Raw genomic sequence first — 22402 nt, forward strand, 5'->3', positions numbered from 1 at the left:
GACTGCTCCTTCAGGACGGTTCGGTCACGAGACGGGGGACGGCGGCAACAAGCGCACGGGCGGCATCGGATTGCGGCGCGGCAACGACGGATGCCGCAGGACCGGTTTCCACGATCCGCCCGCCATCCATGACGGCGATGCGGTGGGAGACGGCGCGGACCACGGCAAGATCGTGCGAAATGAAGAGGCAAGCGATACCCATTTCCCTTTGCAGGTCGACCAGAAGCTCGAGAATCCTGCCGCGCACGGTGACGTCGAGTGCAGACACCGCTTCGTCGAGCACCAGCAACGAGGGCCGCGTCGCTATCGCCCGGGCAATCGCCACGCGCTGGCGCTGGCCGCCGGAAAGCGATCTTACAGGGCGAAAGGCATAATCGGCGGGCAGGCCGACGCGTTCGAGAAGCATCGCGATCTCGCTGGCGCGCCGGTCCCGTGGGACGACGTCATGGATGCGCAGCGGATCGTCGAGCACAGTATCCACGGCTGCCAGCGGATTGAAGGCGGCAAGCGGGTCCTGGAACACCATCTGCATACGCGCCCGCTTGCGGCGAAGCGCGGCACCTTTCAAGGCGAGCCAATCCTCCCCCTCGAAGCCGATCGCACCAGTATCGGCGGCAAGCAGCCGCAGCAGGACGCGCGACAGCGTCGATTTTCCGCTGCCGGAGGCGCCGACGAGACCGAGGGTTTCCCCGGCTGCGATCGTCAGCGAAACATTGTCGAGGGCGGCAATCCGGCGGCCGGAGGAGGAAAAACCTTTCGACAGGTTCTCGATGGAAAGCAGCACATCGCTCATGACGCCGCCTCCGCAACCAGCGGCGGCGTCGCAAGATCGCGATGGCTGGCGATGAGCGCGGCAGTATAGTCGTTTTCCGGGGCCGAAATCACCGAACGGACAGGCCCGGCCTCGACCAGCCTCGAATTTTGGAAGACGGCGATGCGATCGACGAAGCCGGAAGCGAGCGCGATGTCGTGGGTGATGAAGAGCAGCGTCGTGCCGTCCTCGCGCACCAGCCCGTCGAGCAGGCGGACGATCTCTGCCTGGACCACGACGTCGAGCGCGCTCGTCGCCTCGTCGGCGATCAGCAGCGCCGGCTTTGCGGCGATGGCCGCCGCGATCGCCACGCGCTGGCGCTGGCCGCCGGAAAGCTGATGGAAAAAAGCCCGCATCGCCTTGTCAGGCTGCGGCATTCGCACCCGCCCGAGCAACTCCTCAGCTCTGGCATAGGCCTGCTTCCAGCTGAGGCCGAGATGGCGCCTGGCGCCTTCGGCAATCTGCTCGCCGATTGTCAGCACGGGATTGAGGCTGGAGCCCGGGTCCTGGAAGACGAAGCCGAAATCGCGGCCGGGGCGGGGCGGATGACCAAGCCCGGGCCAGAGGATCTCGCCACTGACCTTTGCTCTCTCCGGCAGCAAGCCGGCGAGCGCACGGGCGAGCGTGCTCTTGCCGGAACCGCTTTCGCCGATGATCGCCAGCCTTTCACCGGTGAGGATATCGAGATCGATGCAGTCGAGTGCGCCAGCGCCGCGCCCGTAGGTGACCGAAAGCTGCTTCAGGCTGCAGAAGATGCCGCTCATGCTGCCCTCGCGCCGTCATTGCCGAGCGCCTTGCCGAGCCCTTCGCTGAAGAGATGGACGCCGAGCACGGTCACGGCGAGCGCTGCGCCCGGAATGATGGAGAGATAGGATGCCGAACGCAGCACGCTGCGGCCCTCGGCGATCATCGAACCCCAGGTGGCGATATTGGGGTTGCCGAGACCGAGGAAGGAGAGCGCCGCCTCGGTGAGGATCGCGCCCGCGACGATGGTGGCCGAGAGCGCCAGCACCGGCGGAAGCGCGTTCGGCAGGATTTCCCGGAAAGCGATCTCAGCCGGATGCATGCCGATCACCCTTGCCGAGGCGACGTAATCCTGCTCGCGGATCGCCAGCACTTGTGCTCTCGTCAGCCGCGCCGGGTCGGCCCAGGCGCCGAGCGCGATGGCAAGAACAATGATAGGCGTCGAGACCCCGATGGTGCTGACGAAGGCAAGGGCGAGCAGAAAGCCCGGCACGATCTGGAAGGCATCGACCACGCGCATCAGCGCCTCGTCGACGATCCCGCCGGCAAAACCGGCCGCCATGCCGACGCAGACGCCGAGGATCATGGCCGAAAACGCCGCTGCGAGACCGACGACAAGCGAGGTTCGCGCGCCATAGAGCAGGCCCGCCAGGACGTCGCGTCCGAGGCGGTCGGTACCCAGCGGGAAAGCCCGATCGGTAAACGGCGCCAGCAGCGCGCGGCCGGCAATTCTCAGCGGATCGCCTGGCGAGATGATAGAGGCGAGCAGGCCGGCCGACAGCAGGACGAGAAGGATCGCAAGTCCTGCCAGACCTTCCGGCCTGCGGAGGAGGCGCCGCGGCCAGCTCATGCGCCGCCCTCCGATGCGCCTATGCGCGGGTCGAGCGCAGCATAGACGAGATCGACGAGGAAATTGACCGAAATGACGAGGGCGGCGCTGGTGATAATGATGCCCATCAGCAGCGGGGCATCACGGCCGTTGACCGCTTCCTGCGCCAGCCGCCCGAAACCGGGAATCGCAAAGACACTCTCGATCACCACGCTGCCGCCGAGCATCGCTGCCGATTGCAGCCCGAGCATGGTGACGAGCGGCAGCAGCGCATTGCGCGCGACGTGGCGCAGCACGATGCGGCTGCGCGATAGGCCTTTGGCACGGGCGAAGAGCACGAAATCGAGTTTCCACGCCTCGGCCATGCTGCTGCGCATCACCCGCAGGAACAAGGCGAGATAGATCAGGGCGAGCGCACCGACCGGCAGGACGAGATGATCCGCAATGTCGAGCGCACGCGCAAATCCCGTCTTGCCGGAGGCGATCGTCTCGATGCCGGCAATCGGCAGCCAGCGCAGCTTCACCGAAAAGGCGATGCTGAGGACAAGCCCGAGCCAGAAGCTCGGAATGGCGTAGACGATCAACGAGCCGATCGACAGCAACCGGTCACGCAGGCTTCCCGGCCGCGCGCCGGCGAGGATGCCGAGCGCCGAACCGAAACCGAAGGAGAGTGCTGTGGCGCTGCCCATCAGGAGCAGCGTATTCGGCAGGCGTTCTGCGATGAGCGCTCCGACCGGCCTGTTGAAAGCAACAGACCAGCCGAGATCGAGCCGCACCAGCGAAGAGAGATAGAGCCAGAGGCGGGCGAGCACGGACCGGTCGAGGCCGTAGCTTTCGCGCAGCGACTGCCTGAGTGCCGCATCGCCGCCGCCGATAGAGCCGAGATAGGCATCGACGGCATCGCCCGAAGCGGATTCGAGCAGGAAAAAGGTGAAGATCACCACGATCAGCAGCACCGGTATGCTGCTGATCGCCCTGCGCCTCAGGAGGATGATGGCTCGTTTCACGCCGGACAGGGCCTCTGGAAGGGAATTGCCGCCGATCCTATCACGATTGCAGCGCGGTATCGCCCCAGTTCGAAACGGCCCAGCGGGGGTTGTCGGAGACGTTGAGCACGGTGTCGCGCGCAACGGTGATGAAGCCCCATTCCGCGACGTTGATCAGCGGCAGATCAGCGACGACAAGCTGCTGGAACTTGCGGTAGAGATCGGTGCGCGCCGCCGTATCGATGGTTTCGGAAGCCTGCTGGATGATCTTGTCGAGCTCCGGATTGGCATAGCCGCCCTGGTTGGAGAAGGGCACACCGTCAGGCGTGCCGGACCGGACGAGAATGGTGGTCGAGATTGCCGGATCGCCGCGGAAAACAGGCGGGCCGACGGCGAGGTCGAAATCGTGGTCGGTATAAACCGCCTTCAGATGCGCGGCCGCATCGGCATTGACGATCTCAGCATTGATGCCGATCTTGGCCAGCGCCTGGCGAAGGTAATCGCCGAACTGACGGGTCTCGTTGAAATAGGGTGCAGGACGGAGCTTCAGCGTGAAGCGGTTGCCGTCCGCTCCCTTGATGTATCCGGCCTTGTCGAGGATGTCGTTTGCGGCCACTGGGTCGAAATTATAGGTCGCGACCTCAGAGGTATAGAACTCCGGCGCATTCTTCGGCACCGGGCCGGTCGAGGCAGCGGCGTAGCCCAGGAAAATCGTGTCGACCACGAATTTCTTGTCGATGGCCTGGGCGATCGCCTGGCGGACTCTCAGATCGGCGAGTTCCTTGCGGCGGTGATTGATCTCGACGACGAGCTGGTAGGTCAAAGCCTCGTAGCCCTTCGAGATCACCTTGATGCCGTTGACCTTGGAGATGCGGTCGAGATCGGCGAGCGGCACCGCCGAGAAGGCGGCGAGCTGAATCTCTTCGGCTTCAAGTGCCGCACCCGCCGACTCACGGTCCGGCAGCACGCGGAAGACGATCTCGTCGAGTTTCGGCTGGTCCTTGTCCCAGTAATTCTCGTTGCGCGTCAGCCGGTAATATTCGCCGGGCTTGTATTCGGCGAACTTGAACGGGCCGGTACCAACAAGCGCGTTGTTGGCCGGATTGGTGGCGATATCGGTCCCGTCGAAAATATGCTTGGCGACGACGCTTGTCACGACAGGCAGCGCATTGCGGATCAGCTGGAACGGCGTCGGCTTGGAGAAGCGGAAGATCGCGGTGTAATCATCAGGCGTATCGACGGCTTCGAGATTGGCGAAGACCAGGCGACCGAGATTCTGCAGCGGCTTCCAGATGTTGAGGGCCGAGAAGGCGACATCGACCGAGGTGAACGGCTTGCCGTCGTGCCAGGTAACGCCATCGCGCAGCTTGAAGGTGACGGAAAGACCGTCGGCCGAACCCTCCCAGGAGGTGGCAAGCCGCGGCGCAAGCCCGTCCTTGCCGTCGAACGAGGCTTCGGCCAGCGGCTCGATCACCTTGCTCGCGACGAAGAACACGCCGTTCGAGGCGACGATCGCAGGATTGAGGTTCTTCGGCTCGGAATCGGCTGCTACGATCAGCCTGCCGCCGCTCGGCGCCGTCTGAGCGAACGCCTGCCGGGCGAGCGCTGTCGAGGCAAGGAGCAGGGCAGTGCCCTTCATCAGCGTGCGCCGCGAGATAGATGGTACGGTCATGACCCCTCCTGATCGTGGAAATTCCGAATGCCCATATTCAGGGCGAAGTGCCTATTATCATAGAAATTAAATTCGAATGGTCAGGCTGGGCGAGACACTTTTTTGTCACCCAGCCATTATTTCCTCAACCGTTGGCGGCTTGGCGCGCGGGTTCGGCGAAGAGATTGCGATAACTGGCGCCCGGATGCGGCGCGACAAGCCGCGGTCCCGCTCCCCCGAGCTTTTCGCGTAGTGTGCCCTTGGCATATTCGGTCTTGTAGACGCCGCGCTTCTGCAGCTCCGGCACCAGCAGATCGACGGCATCCTCGAAACTCTCTGGCGTCACGGCATAGGCGAGGTTGAAGCCGTCAACGTCGGTGTCCTCGACCCATTCCTGCATCAGGTCGGCGACCGTCTGCGGCGATCCGACGAAGACAGGGCCGAAACCGCCGACGCCGACCCACTCGGCCATTTCGCGCACCGTCCACTCCTTGTTGGGATCGATCGTGGTGAAAGTCTCGACGGCCGATTGCACTGCGTTGGTGTGGCGGTGCCGGAGCACCTCGTCCGGCCCGAACTGGCCGAAATCGATGCCGGTCCAGCCTGAGATCAGCGTCAGCGCGCCCTCGAAGGAGGCGTATTTGCGGTATTCGTTGAATTTCCGCTGCGCTTCCGCGTCCGTCTCGCCGAGAACCACCGTCTGCAGGTTGAAGGCGAGGATTTCGCGCGGGTTGCGGCCGACGCGTTCGGCCGCCTCGCGGACATTGGCGACGTAGCGCTTCAGCACGGGTTTCGAGGGCGATGCGACGAAGATGCATTCGGCATGGGCGCCGGCGAAATCCTTGCCGCGGCTGGAGGCGCCGGCCTGATAGAGCACTGGGGTGCGCTGCGGCGAGGGCTCGCTCAAGTGAATGCCGGGCACGTTGAAATGCTTGCCGGCATGGCGGATCGGGTGGACCTTGCCGGGATGGGTGAAGATGCCGGTTTCCCGGTCGCGCACGACCGCGTCATCCTCCCAGCTACCCTCCCAGAGCTTGTAGCAGACCTCGAGATATTCCTCGGCGAGATCATAGCGATCGTCATGTTTCGTCTGCGCGGGCTTGCCGATATTGAGTGCGCCGCTGTTGAGATAGGAGGTCACGATATTCCAGCCGACGCGGCCTTTGGTCAGATGGTCGAGCGTCGAGATGCGGCGGGCGAAAGTGTAAGGATGCTCGAAGGAAAGCGATGCCGTCAGGCCGAAGCCGAGATGCTCGGTCTCGTAGGACATGGTCGGGATGAGCTGCAGCGGATCGTTGACCGGCACCTGTGCGGAATGGCGCAGTGCGGCATCGACATTGCCGTTCAGCACGTCGTAGACGCCGAGCACGTCAGCGATGAACAGGCCGTCGAACTTGCCGCGCTCCAGCGTCTTTGCCAGATGCACCCAGTAGTCGAGATCCTTGTAGGTCCAGGATTTGTCGCGCGGATGGCGCCAGAGTCCCGGCGACTGGTGTCCGACGCAATTCATGTCGAAGGCGTTCAGCCTGATTTCGCGGGTCATGTCTTTCTTCCTTGGAATTAGGGATTGCTGCGGCCGAGGCCGTAGGTCAGCGCCAGTGCTCCGACGAGCACGGCGCCCTTGACGAAATCCTGGGTGTAGTAGGGGGCATTCAGCATGGTGAGCCCGTTCAAGAGCACGCCGACAAAGACGGCACCGGCAACGGTGCCGAGCACGTTGGGACGCCTGAGATTGAGGACGGCGAAGCCGATCAATGCGGCCGCAACCGAATCCATCAGCAGCGAACCGCCGGAGGAGACGTCGCCACGCCCGACGCGGGCGGCAATCACGATGCCACCGAGCGATGCCAGCGTGCCTGACAGGACATAGGCGAGCGTCTTCAACCTGACGGTCGAGGCACCGGCGAGCCGGGTGGCGACCTCGTTGCCGCCGGTCGCAAACAGCAGCCGGCCGATGCGGGTGCGCTCGGTGAGGATGAAAAGAAAAACGGCGACAGCGACCATCAGCACCACGGAGACGGGCAGGGTGCCGAGGATGCTGTAGCGGCCGATCAGCAGGAAAGCCGGGTCGTAGGCGCCGGTCGCCTTCGAACCGTCAGGCAAGGTGAGACCCGCCGAGATCGAGCGGCCGGCTGTGGGTATCAGCTGCAGACCGGAAAGCAGGAACATCATCGCCAGTGTCGCCAGGAGATCCGGAACCTTCAGGCGCACGATCAGGAAGGCATTGACGAGCCCGATCAAAGCGCCGAAGGCGAGCACCAGCGGCACCGTCGCATAGGCATCGAAGCCCCAGACGATCATCGCATAACTCGCCGCCATCACGCTCGATGCGGCGACCGCGCCAATCGACAGGTCGAAACCGCCGACGGCCAGCGTGACGGTGACGCCGGCGCCGAGGATGGCGACGACCGAGACCGCCTGCAGGATGCTCATCAGATTGGCAATATTGATGAAGGCGGGCTCGGCAATGGTGAAACCGACGACGAGAGCCGCAAGCAGGATGAACACCGCACCCGCCCGAAGGAAGGCTCCAAGGGCGGCGAGGCGGCTGCCGCCCGATTGCGGCAATGTCTTTGGCCGGACGCTTGCCTGTGGAAGAGTGTTGTCGTCAATCGTGGTCATGCGGATATTCCCTGGATTGCGGAGGCAAGCGCGGATCCGTCCGCCGCGGGCCTCAACACGTGGTGGTCGATGACGAGGATGCGGTCGGCCACTTCATAGGCCTCTTCCGGATCGGAGGTCGCGATCAGCGTCGCCCGGTCGGTGTGGGCGCGGATTGCCCGGATGATGTCGTGACGGGCGCCGACATCGACGCCCTGGAAGGGTTCGTCGAGCAGCAGCAGCCGGCTCGGCTCCGCCTCCCATCGGGCGATCACCGCCTTCTGCTGGTTGCCGCCGGAGAGCGACCAGACCGAGGCGAGCGGACCGGTGGCCTTGATGCCGAGACGGGCGATTGCCTGTTCGGCCTCGCGTCGTTCTCGCCCGCCGACGAGGAAACCACTGGGATACCATTTGCCAAGATGCGGCAGGCTGATCGTCGCCGACAGCGAATGGCCGGGCCATGCCGGCGGCATCAGCGAGGAACGATGACGGTCCTCGGCCGCCATGGCGACACCTGCCGCAATCGCTTCGGCCGCACTTTTCGGCCGGTAAGGCCGGCCGTCGAGAAACATCGCGCCACCGCTTAGCGCGGTCACGCCGAAGATCGCCTGGAGCAACCGGCTCTTGCCGGCGCCGAGCACGCCTGTTACCGCAACCACCTCACCCTCGTGCAGCGACAGATCGAAGGGCTCAGCTTGAGGGAGCAGGCTGATATCGCGCATCTCGAAAATCGCCGGCCCGGTCGCCGGCCGCGCATCCGGCCGGGCGGCATCCAGTCTGCGGCCGATCATCGTCTCGATGGCGCTCGAAAAATCGATCGGCCGCGAGAAGGTGCCGACCACGCGGCCGCCGCGCATGACGAGCGCCCGGTCGGCGATCGCTTCAAGATCGGCCGTGCGGTGCGAGATATAAAGGATCGCCAGGCCGCGCTTGCGCAGGCTCAGCAGAATATCGAAAAGGCGGCGGCTTTCCTCTCCGGAAAGGCTCGCCGTCGGCTCGTCGAGGATGAGGAGATCGGCGCGGTTGGCAAGCGCGCGGGCAATCGCCACCAATTGTCGGTCAGCGCTGGTGAGTTCGCCGAAATCACGGTCGAGCGGCAGGCCGAAGCCGGCGGCGTCGAGCATTGCCTGCGCGGCGCGGCGGATGCCGGCGCGCGAGACAAAAAAGGGCGTGGCGCGATCGGCGAAGCGGTTGAGCAACAGGGCGTCGGCAACACTCAGGCCGGCCGCACCGACGAGATCCGTCGACTGATGCACGGTGACGACGCCGGCCCTTGCCGCCTCGGCCGGGCTGCGCGGCGCAAAGGGGCGGCCACCCAGTTGGATCGCGCCGCCGTCGGCCGGAAGCACCCCGGAAAGGATTTTGACCAGCGTCGATTTGCCTGCGCCGTTCGCTCCCATCAGCGCCACGATCTCGCCGCGCTCGATCGAAAGATCAGCACCGGCCAGCGCCCGCGTCGACCCGAAACTGCGGGTGATGTTGTCAATGTGAAGAAGCGGCATCGATCATGTCCGGGACTGCATTCGAAGCCGGAGTGTGCCCTGCCCGGGCGGTCGAATTCCAGGCACGCCTTTCCTTCGGGAACTGCCCTCGGGAAACAAAGAATCTCCCGCGGTCCGTAAATTCGGATCATTTACCCTACTAAAAACATAGAGATTATATCTAATAATTCGACGCGTCGCGAGGGCTCTCAACCTGTCAGACGACGCTTCCGATTGCTAGAAGGAACGCGACGATGAAATCCCTCGAACGGCTCGCACTGTCTGCCGCCGTCATTCCGTTCATTTTCATTCAAGGCGCAAAAGCCGACGGTCTGTCCGGCGCTCCGGCCCCCTTCGATAAGGGCGGCGTCAAGGTTGCGCTGATCAGCTACATCTCGGCCGGCGATTTCTTCCAGGCCTACCAGGCGGGCGCCGAAGCCCAGGCCAAGGCACTGGATATCGACCTGCGCGTCTTCCCAGGACGGCAGGACGCCGCCGAGCAGCGCGAGCAGATCCTGCAGGCGATCAATCTCGGCGTCTCCGGCATCGTCATCGACCACGGCCTGCCGGAATCGCTCGGCGACGTCGTGCAGCAGGCACTCGACAAGGGCATCAAGGTCGTCGCCTTCGACGTCAACCTCAACAACCCGAAGATCCCGCAAGTCGAGCAGAGCGACCACGAGCTTGCTTCGCTCGCTCTCGAGCAGGTGGTGAAGGACAACGGCAAGGACTTCAAAGCCGGTTATGTCTATGTCGCGGGCTTTGCGCCGCTCGACCGCCGCAACGAGGTCTGGGACAAGTTCAAGTCGGAGAATAAGGGCGTCACCGAAAAGGCCCGTTTCGGCAATGTCAGCGACACGACGGCGACCTCGACCGCCGACCAGGCAAAGGCCGCGCTGACCGCCAATCCCGACATATCAGTGGTTTTCGCCCCCTATGACGAATTCGCTCGCGGCGTGAAGCTCGCCGCCAACGACCTCGGCATCGCCAAAAAGCTCAAGATCTATTCGGCCGACGTCTCCACGGCCGATATCCAGGAAATCACCGAGGAAGGCAGCCCATGGGTTGCGACCGTGGCGACCAATCCTGCTGTCGTCGGCGCCGTCTCTATCCGTGCCGCAGCGCTCGAAATCGCCGGCCAGACGGTTCCCCATCAGATTACCGTGAAGCCGACGCTTCTGACGCAGGAGAGCCTGCGCGCAGCCGGCGTCAAGACGATCGAGGACCTGGCGGCGAAGATCCCGGCCTTCAGCACCAGCGATGCGGCGACCGCGAGCTGGATCCCGGACAAGCTGTTCTAAGGCTTTTCACCTCGGCCCTTCCGGCGGGAGCGTGCGGCTTCCGCCGGAGCATCTTTTTGGAGAAATTGGAGTCCCGCCCATGAGCCAGTCCAATGTCGTCTTCGCGGTGAGCCGCAATCCGACGCGAGAAGACCTCTTTGCCCATGCCAAGGAGATATCGGCTGACCTTTCCCGGCGCGCGGCAGACCTCGACCGCGAAGGTCGACCGCCGCTCGCCGAAATCGTCAAGCTGAAGAATGCCGGGCTGCTCAATGCGCTGCATCCCACCGAGATCGGCGGCGGTGGCCTCGACTGGGTCGACGGACTGAGGCTGGTGCGCATCCTCGCCCGCGGCGAAAGCTCGATCGGCCAGCTGCTCGGCTACCACTATGTCAACAGCCAGTACATCTATTGGGCCCTCGATGCCGCACGTGCCCATGCGCTGGGCAGCGATACCGTCGCCAGGAACCTCTATTGGGGTGCGGCAGTCAATCCGCGCGATCCGGGGCTGGTGCTCACCCGCCGCGGCAACGGCTATGTGCTGAACGGGCGCAAGTCCTTCTCCACCGCGGCGCGGGTTTCCGACTATATCAATGCCAATGCGACGCTCGACGACAAGATCGCCGGTTTCGCCGTTCCGACCAATCGCCCGGGCTACGTCGCCAATGACGATTGGGACAATATCGGCCAGCGCCTCTCCGACAGCGGGAGCGTCGAATTTCACGACTTTCCCGTCTACGAGGAGGATTTCGTCGGTGCACCTGCTGCGCCCGACGCAGCGCCGCCGGTATTGTCGACCTTCAACACGCCATTCATCCAGCTGGTCTTCGTCAATTTCTATCTCGGCACCGCCGAAGGCGCGCTGCAGGCAGCCGTCGATTACGTCAGAACCACCACCCGGCCGTGGCTCACGTCAGGTGTCGAGCGGGCGGCCGACGATCCCTATATTCTCGAACGCGTCGGCGAATTCACCGCCGCGCTGAAAGCCTCGGCAGCCCTTGCCGACAATGCGGCATCGGCCGTGCAGGCGGGGCTTGACCGCGGGCGTGACGTGACGGCGCGCGAGCGCGGCGAGGCGGCGGCGGAAGCCTATGCCGCCAAGGTGCACTCCACCCATGTCTCACTCGACATCACCTCCCGCGTGTTCGAGCTGACGGGGGCGCGCTCGACAGCCGACAAATACCGTTTCGACCGTTTCTGGCGCAATGTCCGCACCCATACCCTGCACGATCCGGTCTTCTACAAGGCTAAGGAAGTCGGCGAATTCGTGCTGAACGACAAGATACCGGAGGTCAGCCTCTATAGCTGAGGCCGACGATCATCACCGAAAGCAAAACTCCACCGCCCGCGGTAGGTCAGTTTGTCGACAACCTCTCGTCCGTCATGCTCGGCCTTGTGCCGAGCATCTAACCACGGCAATTTCCTGGCGACAAACTATTATTTTCAGATATTTAATTGGGCCTGCACAGATCCTCGGCACAAGGCCGAGGATGACGTTGCGGGTTTTGTCGTGGTTTATCAGAGAAGCGGCAGAAATTTCAGAGCGCGCCGTTCTTGGGCGGCGTTACGCCGTTCAGATGGTAGTTGCCGACCACGTGGTATTTCCAGCGAACGGGATCGTGGAGCGTATGGGTGCGGGCATTGCGCCAATGGCGGTCGAGATTGAGCCCGACCTGCACCGACGAGGTTCCGGCAAGCTCGAATAGCGTATTCGCCGCTTCGATCGCCACCTCGGTCGTCAGCACTTTGGCGGCGGCGACCGCAAGCGTGGCCGCGATCACCTTTTCGTCCGTCGTTTCGACCTGCGCAGCATCGACCTTGTGACCGGCGCGCTCCACGAGAGCGGTTGCGGCTTCCAGCCGGATGGCGATCTGTCCAACCTTGGCAATGGTCAGCGGGTCGTCAGACGCGCGGTCGAGGCCACTGTCCATCCAGGGGCGCGATTTCGTCCTGACGAACTCAAGCGTTTCGGCAAAGGCCGCCCTGGCGATGCCGAGATCGACGCCAGCATGGATGATCTGGCCGACGGAGCCGATCGTCGTCGGCCGCTCGAAACCCTTGTGGTGGAAGACCACGGAATCGGCGCTGACATAGACGTTGTCGAGGATCGTCGTGCCGCTGCCGGTGGTGCGCTGGCCGAAGCCGTCCCAATCGTCGACGATCTCGATGCCTTCGGTGCCCTTCGGCACGAAGGCCATGGTCAGCCGGTCCTCCGGATCGAGCGCGAAGATGGTGACCCAGTCGGCGAAGAGCACGCCTGTGGAATAGAATTTGCGACCGTTGATCCGGTAGCCCGGCCCGTCGCGGGTGATGCGGGTGTTGTAGTGGCCGACCGTCTTCGTGCCGCGTTCGGAAAGCGCATTGCCGAAGCGGTCGCCGGCCAGCACCCGGCCGAAGAAATAGCGTTGCTGCTCCTCGCTGCCATCGGTCCTCAGCGCTTCGAGAATATAGAAATGGTTCTGCGGGATCTGGCCGATCGAACCATCCGCCTCGGCGAGGATCGCGGTAATCTCGGCAAGCACGGCGTTCGAAACGTCGAGCCCGCCATATTGCGAGGGCACGGTGATCGCTAGAAGGCCGGACTGTGCGAGAAGATCGAGTTCGGCGAAAGGCAGGATCCGGTCGGCGTCGCGCTCAGCGGCGCGCGCGGCGAATTGCGCTGCCAGTCTGCGGGCGGTTGCGATCGCCTCCTCGTCGCTGCCGATACGGGCGGCCACGGGCCGAATCTGATCTGCTTGCCTGAGCACGGTATTCATCGTTGTCTCCACTTCTGACGATCCTATCGGTGAAAGAAATCGAGCGCCGAGATAAGAGCACAAATTCTATAGATGTCATCGAAAACGAAAAGTGTTTGCTTATCAGCCTCCAACGATCGCGATTAGGCTTTCGATCTGGCGTTTGTGCGAAAATGCGGGTCGGAAAAGCAATGAAATTCCTGCCGGAAATTACGATAGCCGGCCTCGATTTGATTTCACCGACCTCCTACGTAACCGATATCCGATGCGTCGCCGCAGCGGCTCCAGACAGAACGCCCAATGTGGGGCAGGCGGCCACCTAGCCCGATCCATGAGGAAAATCATGACCCGTTCACGGCAGTTGCGCCTCGGCGCCTTCATGCGTCCCGTCAGCCTGCATACCGGCGCGTGGCGCTATCCCGGTTCCTTCCCCGACGCCAATTTCAATTTTGCCCATCTGAAGTCCTTCGCGCAGGCGCTGGAACGGGCGAAATTCGACGCCTTCTTCATGGCCGATCACCTGGCCGTGCTCAACATGCCGGTCGAGGCGCTCAGGCGCAGCCACACCGTGACCTCCTTCGAGCCATTCACGCTGCTCTCCGCACTGGCGGCGGTGACGGAGCGTATCGGCCTCGTCGCCACCGCCTCCACCACCTTCGACGAGCCCTATCACATCGCCCGGCGTTTCGCTTCGCTCGATCATATCAGCGGCGGCCGCGCCGGCTGGAACATCGTCACGACGTCAAATCCCGACGCCGCGCTCAATTTCGGCCTCGACGAACATGTGGAACACGGCGAGCGCTACCATCGCGCCAGGGAATTCTACGATGTCGTGACCGGGCTCTGGGACAGCTTTGCCGACGACGCCTTTATCCGCGACCGGGAAAGCGGCCTGTTCTTCGATCCCGAGAAGATGCATGTGCTTGGTCACAAGGGCGAAGAGCTCAGCGTGCGTGGGCCGCTCAATATCGCCCGCCCGCCGCAGGGCTGGCCCGTCATCGTCCAGGCCGGTCAGTCCGATCCTGGCCGCCAGCTCGCGGCGGAAACCGCCGAGATGGTCTTCTGTTCCCCGCGCGACCTTGCCGCCGGCAAGGCGCTCTATGCCGATATCAAGGGCCGCATGGAAGTGATCGGCCGCAACCGCGACCATTTGAAAATCCTGCCCGCCGCCTTCGTCATCGTCGGTGATAGCATCGAGGAGGCGCGCGCCAAACGCGCCACGCTCGACAGCCTGGTGCATTACGACAGCGCCATCGCCTCGCTTTCGATCGCGCTCGGTCATGACGCTTCTGGCTTCGATCCAGACGCCCCGCTGCCGGCCGATATTCCCGATACCAATGCCAGCAAGACAGGCCGGGCGCAGGTGCTGAAGCTTGCAGCCGAGGAGAACCTGACCGTGCGCCAGCTCGCACAGCGCTACGGTGGCTATGCCGGCCTCGCCTTCGTCGGCACGCCGGCCAGCATCGCCGACGAAATGGAACGCTGGCTTGATGAGGAAGGCTCCGACGGCTTCAACGTCGTATTCCCCTATCTGCCGCAGGGTCTAACGGACGTCACCGAACGGCTGGTCCCCGAGCTTCAGCGTCGCGGCCTGTTCCGCAGCGAATATGAGGGAACGACGCTGCGTGAGCATCTCGGACTTCCGCGGCCGGAGAACCGGTTTTTCGCCTGAGGTAAACGAGGCATGGCTACCGCCACTCAGATCCGCGCGGCGGCAACGATAATCGCATCGACAAGGGCTGCCATCAGAACTCGACGGTCCGGTCGCCGAAACTCAACCGCTCGGGCTCGAACTCCTTTTCGTCCGCCCCGACCTCGAACGCATCGCTCTCGCCCGGCATCAGTTCGAGAGGCCAGACGATGTTGCGGCCGTCGCCTGGATAGAATTCTTGATAGGCCGGCATGGTGGCGAGAAGCATCTGGCCGAGTTCGACGCCGAGATCGTAGAGCGAGATGCGGAAGCAGCTGAGCGAGGGCTGCAGGAACCGTGCGCGCGGAGCGTCGCGGAAACCGATCACCGCAAGATCGCGGCCGGGCATGACGCCCGATTCCATCAGGCGGCGGTAAAGGCCGATGGCCATCAGCTCGTAGATCAGGATTACCGCCGTCGGCCGCTCTTCGAGCAGCAGCAATTCATGGGCTGCCTGGTAACCGCCATGTTCGCTCGACCTGACGCGGATGACGAGTGACGGGTCGAAGGCTATATTGTGCCGCTCAAGCGCACGGCGATAGCTTTCGATAAAGAGATAGCCGAGATTGGCCTCGCTCGAAGGCGCAGTGATGGCGATCCGGCGATGGCCAAGCGCGATCAGCCGCTCGACGGCATGGGCGGCCACGCCTTCGAAATCGAGATCGATCCATGGAAAACTGCTGGCCGAAAGGCTGCGGCCGAGCGCGACAAAAGGGATCTTTGCCCGCGACAGAAAATCGATGCGCCGGTCGATGCGCTGCGTGTCCGAGATGATCATCGCATCGACGATACGCCGCGCCACCATGCGCTTCAGATATTCGTGCGGGTCCTCGTCGCTCGGGCAGGGCAGCATGATCAGGTCAAGGTTGTGGCGGGCGAAGACACTCTGCAGGCCGCTGGTGACGCCGAGGAAGAAGTTGTCGGCATTTTCGACCGTCTCCTTGCTGGATTCGATCATCAACCCAATGACCTTCGTCTCGCCCTGTCGGAGGCTTCGTCCCGATTGGTTGGCAACATAGCCAAGTTCCTCGGCCGCCGCCAGCACGCGCCGGCGGGTTTCGCCGTTCACATCAGGCTTGCCGTTCAGCGCGCGGGAGACCGTGCCGATCGAAATATCCAGGTATTCGGCAAGCCGACGAATCCCTTTCATTGCTGGCGATTTTCCTCCGGTCCGCACTTTCGCATTAACCTCTATTGACATCGCAAAATATTTTCGCCTACATTCGTAAACGTTTACGGAATGCGTGTCACTAGGAGAGTTGGCGCCATTCCTTCGGAGGAAATCGTGAAATTCAGAGCCATTCTGTGCGGGTGCGGAGCTATGTCCAAAGGTTGGTTACGCGCCATTGCGTCCAACCCGCTCCTGGCCGAATCCATCGCTATCGTCGGCCTCGTCGACCTGAACCGGGAGACGGCGGAAAAGCTCGCCGCCGAGTTTGGTCTCGAGGGCGCCGTCATTGGTTCCGACCTCTCCGAGGTCATCGCTGCGACGAAGGCCGATCTTGTCTTCGACATCGTCATCCCGTCCGCTCGTTATGATGTCGTCTCGACGGCGCTGAAGGCCGACTGCCACGTGCTCAGCGAAAAGCCGATGGCCGCTTCGCTTGCCGAGGGCGCCGCGCTGATCGATCTCGCGGCAGAGACCGGCCGTATTCACGCCGTCATCCAGAACCGCCGCTTCATATCGGGCGTCCGGCGCCTTCGCCGTTTCGTCGAGAGCGGAGCGATCGGCGAACTCACCGGCATCCATTGCGACTTCTTCCTCGCGCCGCATTTCGGCGGTTTTCGCGAGGAGATGGACAATGTGCTTCTTCTCGACATGGCGATCCACACCTTCGATGCGGCGCGCTACGTCGCGGATAAGAAGCCGCTCGCCGTCTATTGCGTCGAGCGCAATCCGAAGGGTTCCTGGTACAGACACGGCGCCTCGGCCAATGCCATCTTCGAATTTTCCGACGACATCGTCTTCACCTATCGCGGCTCATGGTGCGCCGAGGGCGAGCGCACCAGCTGGGAAAGCCAGTGGCGGCTTGTCGGCTCCAAGGGGATGCTCACCTGGGACGGCGAGGAGAGCTTCAAAGCGACTGTTGCCGGCGAAGAGCCCGGCCTTATGCGCGGCGCTGCTTCCGTAAACGTTCCCGGTCCGGAACATGACGAGGAAACCCACGGCCACGCCAGCGTCATTGCCGATTTCGTCACGGCGATCCGCACCGGCAAACAGCCCGAGACCGTCAATTCCGACAATATCCGAAGCCTCGCCATGGTCTTCGGCGCGATCGAAAGCGCCAAGAGCGGCCGGCGTATCGAAATTTCAGCATAGGATGAAGTGACGTGAGCAACCCTGCAAAATCCATTCGCATCGGCACCATGGTCAGCGGCAACAAGGGCGATGCCGCCGCGCGCATCGGTCAGATTGCCGATCTCGGCTTCGAGAGCTTCGAACCCTTCTTCTGGCAGACGACGAAGGGCCAAAACCTCGCCGAACTCGGCAAGCGTTGCCTCGATACAATCGGCGACCGCGACATCACCATTTCGACGCTCGGCATGTTCGGCAACCCGCTGGAAGAGGACGCAATCGACCTGGAGACGTTGCAGGGCTGGAAGGATTGCATCGATAATGCCCATCACTTCGGCGCCACCTGTGTCGCCGGCTTCACCGGCCGCATCCGCGGCAAGCCGCTGACCGACAGCCTGCCGCGCTACAGAGAGATCTGGAGCGAACTCGCCAAACGCGCCGCCGACAAGGGCGTCAGGATCGCCTTCGAGAATTGCGCCATGGACGGCAACTGGGCAAGCGGCGACTGGAACATCGCGCACAATCCCGATGCCTGGGAACTGATCTTCAATGAGACGCCGGATGACCATATCGGGCTGGAATGGGAACCCTGCCATCAGATGGTCTATCTGATCGACCCTCTGCCGCAGATCCGCAAATGGGCGCACAAGATCTTCCACGTGCATGGCAAGGACGCGACCATCCGCTGGGAAGTCATCAAGGAGCACGGCATCTTCGGCAAGGAGAAGTTCGTCTTCATGCGCACGCCGGGCTTCGGCGACAGCAACTGGACCGACATCATTTCCGAACTGCGCCTTGCCGGCTGGTCGGGCTCGATCGACATCGAAGGCTGGCACGACCCGGTCTATCGCGACGAACTCGAAATGACCGGCCAGGTCTACGCGTTGAACCATCTTAAGCATGCCCGGGGTGGCGAATTCGTCGTCGATCCGGTCTGATGAGATCGTGGCCGGCAAGGAGGAATTGCCGGCCCACGGGATAACCACAAAGGAGGAGAACCATGGCTATCCGCAAATATGCAATTCTCGGCGCTCTGGCGCTCGCAGGCGTCTCGCTCTTCGGCCTGTCCGCCAAGGCGGAAGACGTCAAGCTGACGCTCTGGTCGCTTGACAAGGACACCCAGCCGGCGCCGACCCTGGTCAAGCAATTCAATGACCAGCATAACGGCATCACCATCGAATATCGTGTGATCCAGTTCGATGACGTGGTCACCGAAGCAATGCGCGCCTATGCCACCGGCCAGGCGCCTGACATCATTGCCGTCGACAATCCCGAGCACGCGTTGTTTTCCTCGCGCGGCGCCTTCCTTGATCTCACCGACATGATCAAGAACTCGAAGGTCATCAAGCCCGAAAACTACTTTCCCGGACCGCTGAAGTCGGTCGAGTGGGACGGCAAATATTTCGGTGTGCCGAAGGCAACGAACACCATCGCCCTCTACTACAACAAGGACATGTTCAAGGCGAAGGGCCTCGATCCGAGCAAGCCGCCACAGACCTGGGACGAACTTGTCGAAGATGCGCGCAAGCTCACCGATCCCGCCAAGAACGTCTATGGCCTTGCCTTTTCGGCCAAGGCCAACGAGGAGGGCACCTTCCAGTTCCTCCCATGGGCCCAGATGGGCGGCGGCAGCTACGAACACATCAATGCCGACGGCGCGGTGAAGGCGCTCGGGATCTGGAAGACGATCATCGACGATAAGCTCGCGTCTCCCGATACGCTGACCCGCGGCCAGTGGGATTCCACAGGCACCTTCAACTCAGGCAATGCGGCAATGGTGATCTCGGGTCCGTGGGAACTCGACCGCATGCTGCAGGAAGCGAAATTCGACTGGGGTGTCACCCTGCTTCCGATCCCGAAGGAAGGGGCTGAACGCTCCTCGGCCATGGGCGACTTCAACTGGGCGATCTTCGCCTCGAGCAAACATCCGGCCGAAGCCTTCAAGGCGCTCGAATATTTCGCCTCGCAGGACGACAAGATGTTCAAGAACTTCGGCCAGCTTCCGGCTCGTTCCGACATCTCGATCCCCGAGACCGGCCAGCCGCTGAAGGATGCCGCCCTCAAGGTCTTCCTCGAACAGCTGAAATACGCCAAGCCCCGCGGCCCGCATCCGCAGTGGCCGAAGATCTCCAAGGCGATCCAGGACGCCATCCAGGCGGCGCTGACCGGCCAGATGAGCCCGAAGGACGCGCTCGACCAGGCCGCGGACAAGATCAAGGCTGTGCTAGGGTGAGGAGCGGTTCGGCGTAGCCGAAGCGACGAACGCCCGAAGCGCAAGCGCAGGGCCGGGGTCGCCACTTTCTCCCTCTTCTCCCCGCACGGGGAGAAGAAAAATTCTAACCATTTCCTCCCGGCAGGGGCCGTCTTCCGCATCATGCGCCAGGCGGCCCCGTTCGGAGCATCGGAGGACTCATGAAGAGGATCCTGACGAGCGTCAGGGACGGCCGCGGTTTCGATATCGTGCTGGTCGCATTTCCCCTAGGCTTTCTGTTCCTGATGGCGGGTCTGCCGCTCATCTACAATGTGGTGATGAGCTTCCAGGAGGTCGACATGTTCAGCCTCGGCACCTTCTCGCGCCCCTTCGTCGGCTTCAAGAATTACACCGACCTCTTCGCGCAGCCGGAAACGCTGCCGATCCTCTATAACACCGTCATCTTCGTCGTCGGCTCCATCGCCGGCCAGTTCCTGATCGGCTTCGGCCTGGCGCTGTTCTTCTGGGTCAATTTTCCCGGCGCTTCGTGGATGCGCGGTCTGTTTCTTGTCTCCTGGATCATGCCCGGCCTCGTCGTCGGCGCCATCTGGAACTGGATTCTCTCGGGCGATTTCGGCGTGCTGAACTTCATCCTGAAGGAAAGCGACGTCATCTCCGCCAACATCTTCTGGCGCTCGGACCCGCATTATTCGCTTTATGCCGTCATCATCGCCAATATCTGGCTCGGCACCTCATTCAACATGATCCTGCTGTCCGTCGGTCTCGCCGGCATCCCGGCCGATCTCTACGAAGCGGCCGAACTCGACGGCGCCAATGTCTGGCAGCGTTTCTGGACGATCACGCTGCCGATGATGCGTTCGACCATCGGCGCCATTGTCTCGCTCGGTCTGATCTTCACCCTGCAGCAGTTCGACCTTTTTGCCGCGATCACTTCGGGCGGACCGAACAATTCGTCGAACGTCACACAATACTGGGCTTGGGATCTCTCCTTCCGGCAATATGACTTCGCCAAGGGCGCGACGATCTCCGTCATCATGATCGTCTTCGTTATGTTCGCGTCCGTCGTCTATGTCCGGTCCACACGCCACGAGGTGCGCGGATGAATACGACGAACCGCGACCGCCTGATGCTCGCAATATCGATCGTCATGGCGGCGATCTATCTCTTTCCACTCTACTGGATGTACATCACGGCGCTGAAAAGCGGCTCGGAGATGTTCGCCACGCCGCCGAGCTTCTGGCCGGCAGCACCCCAATGGAGCACCTATGCCTATGTCTGGGAAACCCGCGACATGGGCCGCTATCTCTGGAATTCGCTGGTCATCGCTCTCGGCTCCATGGCGCTCATCGCTCTGCTCGGCATCGGCTGCGCCTATGTGCTCGCCAGATACCGCAACGTTTGGGTGGATATCGGCCTGTTCCTGATCCTGATGCTGCAGGTTCTCCCTGCCTCGCTGATGATCACGCCGATCTTCGTCGGTTTCTCGCAGATCGGCATGCTTTCTTATCCGCGCCTTGCCGTCATGATCGCGATTGCGGCAAAGAGCATGCCCTTCTTCGTCGTCCTGGTGCGCGCCACTTTCATGAGCGTTCCCCAGGAACTGGAGGAGGCGGCCCTCGTCGACGGCAATTCGCGCGTCGGCGCCTTCTTCAACATCGTGCTGCCGCTCGCCCGCAACGGCATTCTCGTCAGCGCCATCCTGATCTTCATGCAGGCCTTCGGCGAATTCGTCTATTCCAAGTCGATGATCCAGGCGGCCGAGCTTCAGCCGGCAAGCGTCGGCCTCAACTCCTTCATGGGGCCGAACACCAACGAGTGGAACAACATCATGGCCTACGCCACGATGTATGTGACGCCGATCCTTGCCATCTTCGTTCTCTTGCAGCGCCGCATCGTATCCGGCCTCACCTCTGGAGCCCTCAAATGACCACGCAGATCGAGCTCAGAGGCGTCAACAAATACTACGGCGCCTTCCATGCCCTGAAGAATATCGACCTTTCGATCGCCAAGGGCACCTTCGTCGCGCTCGTCGGCCCGTCGGGTTGCGGCAAGTCCACGCTGCTGCGCTCGCTCGCCGGCCTCGAAAGCATCTCGACTGGCGATCTCAAAATCGCCGGCGAGCTGATGAACGGTGTGCCGCCGCGCAAGCGCGACGTCGCCATGGTCTTCCAGTCCTATGCGCTCTATCCTCATATGACGGTCGAGGAGAACCTGACCTACAGCCTGCGCATCCGCGGCACCGCCAAAGCGGAAGCCAAAAAGGCGGCCGAGGACGTGGCGGCGACGACAGGTCTCTCGCATCTCCTGAAGCGCTACCCGCGCGAGCTTTCCGGCGGCCAGCGCCAGCGCGTCGCCATGAGCCGCGCCATCATCCGCCATCCCAAGGCCTTCCTGTTCGACGAGCCGCTCTCCAACCTCGACGCGGCGCTGCGTGTTCACATGCGCAAGGAAATCCGGGCGCTGCACGACCGGCTGAACGCAACCTTCGTCTACGTCACGCATGACCAGGTCGAAGCGATGACGATGGCCGACCACGTGGTGGTGATGCGCGACGGCATCATCGAACAGCAGGGCGCGCCGCTTGATCTCTACGACCGGCCGGCAAACCGCTTCGTTGCGGGTTTCATCGGTTCGCCTGCGATGAATTTCATTCCCGCGATCACCGGGGAGGACGGCAAGAGCTTGATCCTGGATTTCGGCCCGGTGAAGCAGACGCTTGCGATAGCCCGCGCCGTCGAGCCGGGACGCAAGCTTATCGCGGGTATCCGGCCGGAGCATATCGAGGTCGTGGCACCCGGCCACGGCAGCTTCGACGTGCCGATCGCCTTCATCGAATCGACCGGCTCGTCGACCTTCATCGTCGCCGAAACCCAGCCGGAACTGACGATCGTCGAGACACGGCGCGACAGGGTCAAGACGGGAGACACAATCGGACTTTCGGTCGATCCGACCCACGTCCATCTCTTTGACGCATCGACCGAGCGACTGATATAACACCCGCTGGGCAGGGTGCGGCCAGCTTCATAAAACCATCATCGGCCTCTGCGAAGGGAGTGGTTCCGCACGATTCACTCCCGTCATATTTG

The 22402-nt window shown here is 62.7% G+C and carries 19 protein-coding genes; 9 read left to right on the top strand and 10 right to left on the bottom strand.

Annotation, left to right across the window (positions count from 1 at the left end):
- Window positions 1–10 precede the first annotated feature (10 nt).
- The 8 genes from EFQ99_RS21435 to EFQ99_RS21470 form a co-directional block, all read right to left on the bottom strand.
- Window positions 11–793, bottom strand: coding sequence for an ABC transporter ATP-binding protein (locus tag EFQ99_RS21435; protein ID WP_126923234.1), 783 nt, complete (start codon window positions 791–793; stop codon window positions 11–13).
- Window positions 790–1575 carry an ABC transporter ATP-binding protein gene (locus EFQ99_RS21440; RefSeq protein WP_126923235.1) on the bottom strand — a complete coding sequence of 262 codons (786 nt, stop codon included), beginning with the start codon at window positions 1573–1575 and terminating at the stop codon, window positions 790–792. The genes EFQ99_RS21435 and EFQ99_RS21440 overlap by 4 nt, the downstream gene beginning before the upstream one ends.
- Window positions 1572–2405, bottom strand: coding sequence for an ABC transporter permease (locus EFQ99_RS21445; protein ID WP_126923236.1), 834 nt, complete (start codon window positions 2403–2405; stop codon window positions 1572–1574). Before EFQ99_RS21445 ends, EFQ99_RS21440 begins: the two co-directional genes overlap by 4 nt.
- On the bottom strand, window positions 2402–3391 hold the full coding sequence (locus tag EFQ99_RS21450; protein ID WP_126923237.1) for an ABC transporter permease: 990 nt from the start codon (window positions 3389–3391) through the stop codon (window positions 2402–2404). The genes EFQ99_RS21445 and EFQ99_RS21450 overlap by 4 nt, the downstream gene beginning before the upstream one ends.
- Window positions 3392–3431: 40 nt before the next feature.
- The gene (locus tag EFQ99_RS21455) at window positions 3432–5042 is read right to left on the bottom strand and encodes an ABC transporter substrate-binding protein (protein ID WP_126923238.1); all 1611 of its coding nucleotides are present in this window, start codon (window positions 5040–5042) and stop codon (window positions 3432–3434) included.
- A gap of 124 nt (window positions 5043–5166) precedes the next feature.
- Window positions 5167–6564: an LLM class flavin-dependent oxidoreductase gene (locus EFQ99_RS21460; RefSeq protein WP_126923239.1), complete on the bottom strand. Its 1398-nt coding sequence runs from the start codon at window positions 6562–6564 to the stop codon at window positions 5167–5169.
- A 17-nt stretch (window positions 6565–6581) separates the two neighbouring features.
- Window positions 6582–7643: an ABC transporter permease gene (locus tag EFQ99_RS21465; RefSeq protein ID WP_126923240.1), complete on the bottom strand. Its 1062-nt coding sequence runs from the start codon at window positions 7641–7643 to the stop codon at window positions 6582–6584.
- Window positions 7640–9124 carry a sugar ABC transporter ATP-binding protein gene (locus EFQ99_RS21470; protein WP_126923241.1) on the bottom strand — a complete coding sequence of 495 codons (1485 nt, stop codon included), beginning with the start codon at window positions 9122–9124 and terminating at the stop codon, window positions 7640–7642. Before EFQ99_RS21470 ends, EFQ99_RS21465 begins: the two co-directional genes overlap by 4 nt.
- A 233-nt stretch (window positions 9125–9357) precedes the next feature.
- On the opposite strand from EFQ99_RS21470, the gene EFQ99_RS21475 reads away from it, so the two are divergent.
- Together EFQ99_RS21475 and EFQ99_RS21480 are read left to right on the top strand one after the other, a co-directional pair.
- Window positions 9358–10404: a substrate-binding domain-containing protein gene (locus EFQ99_RS21475; protein ID WP_126923242.1), complete on the top strand. Its 1047-nt coding sequence runs from the start codon at window positions 9358–9360 to the stop codon at window positions 10402–10404.
- Between the two features lie 79 nt (window positions 10405–10483).
- Window positions 10484–11692, top strand: coding sequence for an acyl-CoA dehydrogenase family protein (locus EFQ99_RS21480; protein WP_126923243.1), 1209 nt, complete (start codon window positions 10484–10486; stop codon window positions 11690–11692).
- A gap of 229 nt (window positions 11693–11921) precedes the next feature.
- On the opposite strand, the gene EFQ99_RS21485 is transcribed toward EFQ99_RS21480, so the two are convergent.
- Window positions 11922–13139, bottom strand: a complete 1218-nt coding sequence (locus tag EFQ99_RS21485; protein ID WP_126923244.1) for an SfnB family sulfur acquisition oxidoreductase — start codon at window positions 13137–13139, stop codon at window positions 11922–11924.
- A 322-nt stretch (window positions 13140–13461) separates the two neighbouring features.
- On the opposite strand from EFQ99_RS21485, the gene EFQ99_RS21495 reads away from it, so the two are divergent.
- A complete protein-coding gene (locus EFQ99_RS21495; protein ID WP_126923246.1) occupies window positions 13462–14790 on the top strand; it encodes an LLM class flavin-dependent oxidoreductase in 1329 nt (442 codons plus the stop codon).
- Between the two features lie 73 nt (window positions 14791–14863).
- On the opposite strand, the gene EFQ99_RS21500 is transcribed toward EFQ99_RS21495, so the two are convergent.
- Window positions 14864–15958, bottom strand: a complete 1095-nt coding sequence (locus EFQ99_RS21500; protein ID WP_126923247.1) for a substrate-binding domain-containing protein — start codon at window positions 15956–15958, stop codon at window positions 14864–14866.
- A 135-nt stretch (window positions 15959–16093) separates the two neighbouring features.
- Here EFQ99_RS21500 and EFQ99_RS21505 point away from each other — a divergent pair, with 135 nt between their 5' ends.
- From EFQ99_RS21505 to EFQ99_RS21530, 6 genes are all read left to right on the top strand, one after another.
- Window positions 16094–17128, top strand: a complete 1035-nt coding sequence (locus EFQ99_RS21505; RefSeq protein WP_126923248.1) for a Gfo/Idh/MocA family protein — start codon at window positions 16094–16096, stop codon at window positions 17126–17128.
- Window positions 17129–17139: 11 nt separating this feature from the next.
- On the top strand, window positions 17140–18042 hold the full coding sequence (locus tag EFQ99_RS21510) for a sugar phosphate isomerase/epimerase family protein (protein ID WP_126923249.1): 903 nt from the start codon (window positions 17140–17142) through the stop codon (window positions 18040–18042).
- A gap of 62 nt (window positions 18043–18104) precedes the next feature.
- Complete coding sequence (locus EFQ99_RS21515; RefSeq protein WP_126923250.1) at window positions 18105–19337, top strand: ABC transporter substrate-binding protein; 1233 nt, start codon at window positions 18105–18107, stop codon at window positions 19335–19337.
- 179 nt (window positions 19338–19516) lie between these two features.
- Entirely contained in the window at window positions 19517–20419 is a 903-nt protein-coding gene (locus tag EFQ99_RS21520; protein WP_126923251.1) for a carbohydrate ABC transporter permease, read from the top strand.
- Window positions 20416–21243: a carbohydrate ABC transporter permease gene (locus EFQ99_RS21525; RefSeq protein ID WP_126923252.1), complete on the top strand. Its 828-nt coding sequence runs from the start codon at window positions 20416–20418 to the stop codon at window positions 21241–21243. The genes EFQ99_RS21520 and EFQ99_RS21525 overlap by 4 nt, the downstream gene beginning before the upstream one ends.
- The gene (locus EFQ99_RS21530; RefSeq protein WP_126923253.1) at window positions 21240–22310 is read left to right on the top strand and encodes an ABC transporter ATP-binding protein; all 1071 of its coding nucleotides are present in this window, start codon (window positions 21240–21242) and stop codon (window positions 22308–22310) included. Before EFQ99_RS21525 ends, EFQ99_RS21530 begins: the two co-directional genes overlap by 4 nt.
- The last annotated feature ends 92 nt before the right edge of the window (window positions 22311–22402 follow it).

This window comes from Rhizobium vallis, from assembly GCF_003985155.1.
Taxonomy (GTDB): Bacteria; Pseudomonadota; Alphaproteobacteria; order Rhizobiales; family Rhizobiaceae; genus Rhizobium; species Rhizobium vallis.

What these genes read in the sequence shown, in the direction of transcription:
- EFQ99_RS21445 (WP_126923236.1), bottom strand. Translation starts at nt 2,405, where the DNA reads ATGAGCTGGCCGCGGCGCCTCCTCCGCAGGCCGGAAGGTCTGGCAGGA.
- EFQ99_RS21515 (WP_126923250.1), top strand. Translation starts at nt 18,105, where the DNA reads ATGGCTATCCGCAAATATGCAATTCTCGGCGCTCTGGCGCTCGCAGGC.
- EFQ99_RS21500 (WP_126923247.1), bottom strand. Translation starts at nt 15,958, where the DNA reads ATGAAAGGGATTCGTCGGCTTGCCGAATACCTGGATATTTCGATCGGC.
- EFQ99_RS21470 (WP_126923241.1), bottom strand. Translation starts at nt 9,124, where the DNA reads ATGCCGCTTCTTCACATTGACAACATCACCCGCAGTTTCGGGTCGACG.
- EFQ99_RS21530 (WP_126923253.1), top strand. Translation starts at nt 21,240, where the DNA reads ATGACCACGCAGATCGAGCTCAGAGGCGTCAACAAATACTACGGCGCC.
- EFQ99_RS21455 (WP_126923238.1), bottom strand. Translation starts at nt 5,042, where the DNA reads ATGACCGTACCATCTATCTCGCGGCGCACGCTGATGAAGGGCACTGCC.
- EFQ99_RS21520 (WP_126923251.1), top strand. Translation starts at nt 19,517, where the DNA reads ATGAAGAGGATCCTGACGAGCGTCAGGGACGGCCGCGGTTTCGATATC.
- EFQ99_RS21485 (WP_126923244.1), bottom strand. Translation starts at nt 13,139, where the DNA reads ATGAATACCGTGCTCAGGCAAGCAGATCAGATTCGGCCCGTGGCCGCC.
- EFQ99_RS21480 (WP_126923243.1), top strand. Translation starts at nt 10,484, where the DNA reads ATGAGCCAGTCCAATGTCGTCTTCGCGGTGAGCCGCAATCCGACGCGA.
- EFQ99_RS21460 (WP_126923239.1), bottom strand. Translation starts at nt 6,564, where the DNA reads ATGACCCGCGAAATCAGGCTGAACGCCTTCGACATGAATTGCGTCGGA.
- EFQ99_RS21465 (WP_126923240.1), bottom strand. Translation starts at nt 7,643, where the DNA reads ATGACCACGATTGACGACAACACTCTTCCACAGGCAAGCGTCCGGCCA.
- EFQ99_RS21440 (WP_126923235.1), bottom strand. Translation starts at nt 1,575, where the DNA reads ATGAGCGGCATCTTCTGCAGCCTGAAGCAGCTTTCGGTCACCTACGGG.
- EFQ99_RS21475 (WP_126923242.1), top strand. Translation starts at nt 9,358, where the DNA reads ATGAAATCCCTCGAACGGCTCGCACTGTCTGCCGCCGTCATTCCGTTC.
- EFQ99_RS21435 (WP_126923234.1), bottom strand. Translation starts at nt 793, where the DNA reads ATGAGCGATGTGCTGCTTTCCATCGAGAACCTGTCGAAAGGTTTTTCC.
- EFQ99_RS21495 (WP_126923246.1), top strand. Translation starts at nt 13,462, where the DNA reads ATGACCCGTTCACGGCAGTTGCGCCTCGGCGCCTTCATGCGTCCCGTC.
- EFQ99_RS21525 (WP_126923252.1), top strand. Translation starts at nt 20,416, where the DNA reads ATGAATACGACGAACCGCGACCGCCTGATGCTCGCAATATCGATCGTC.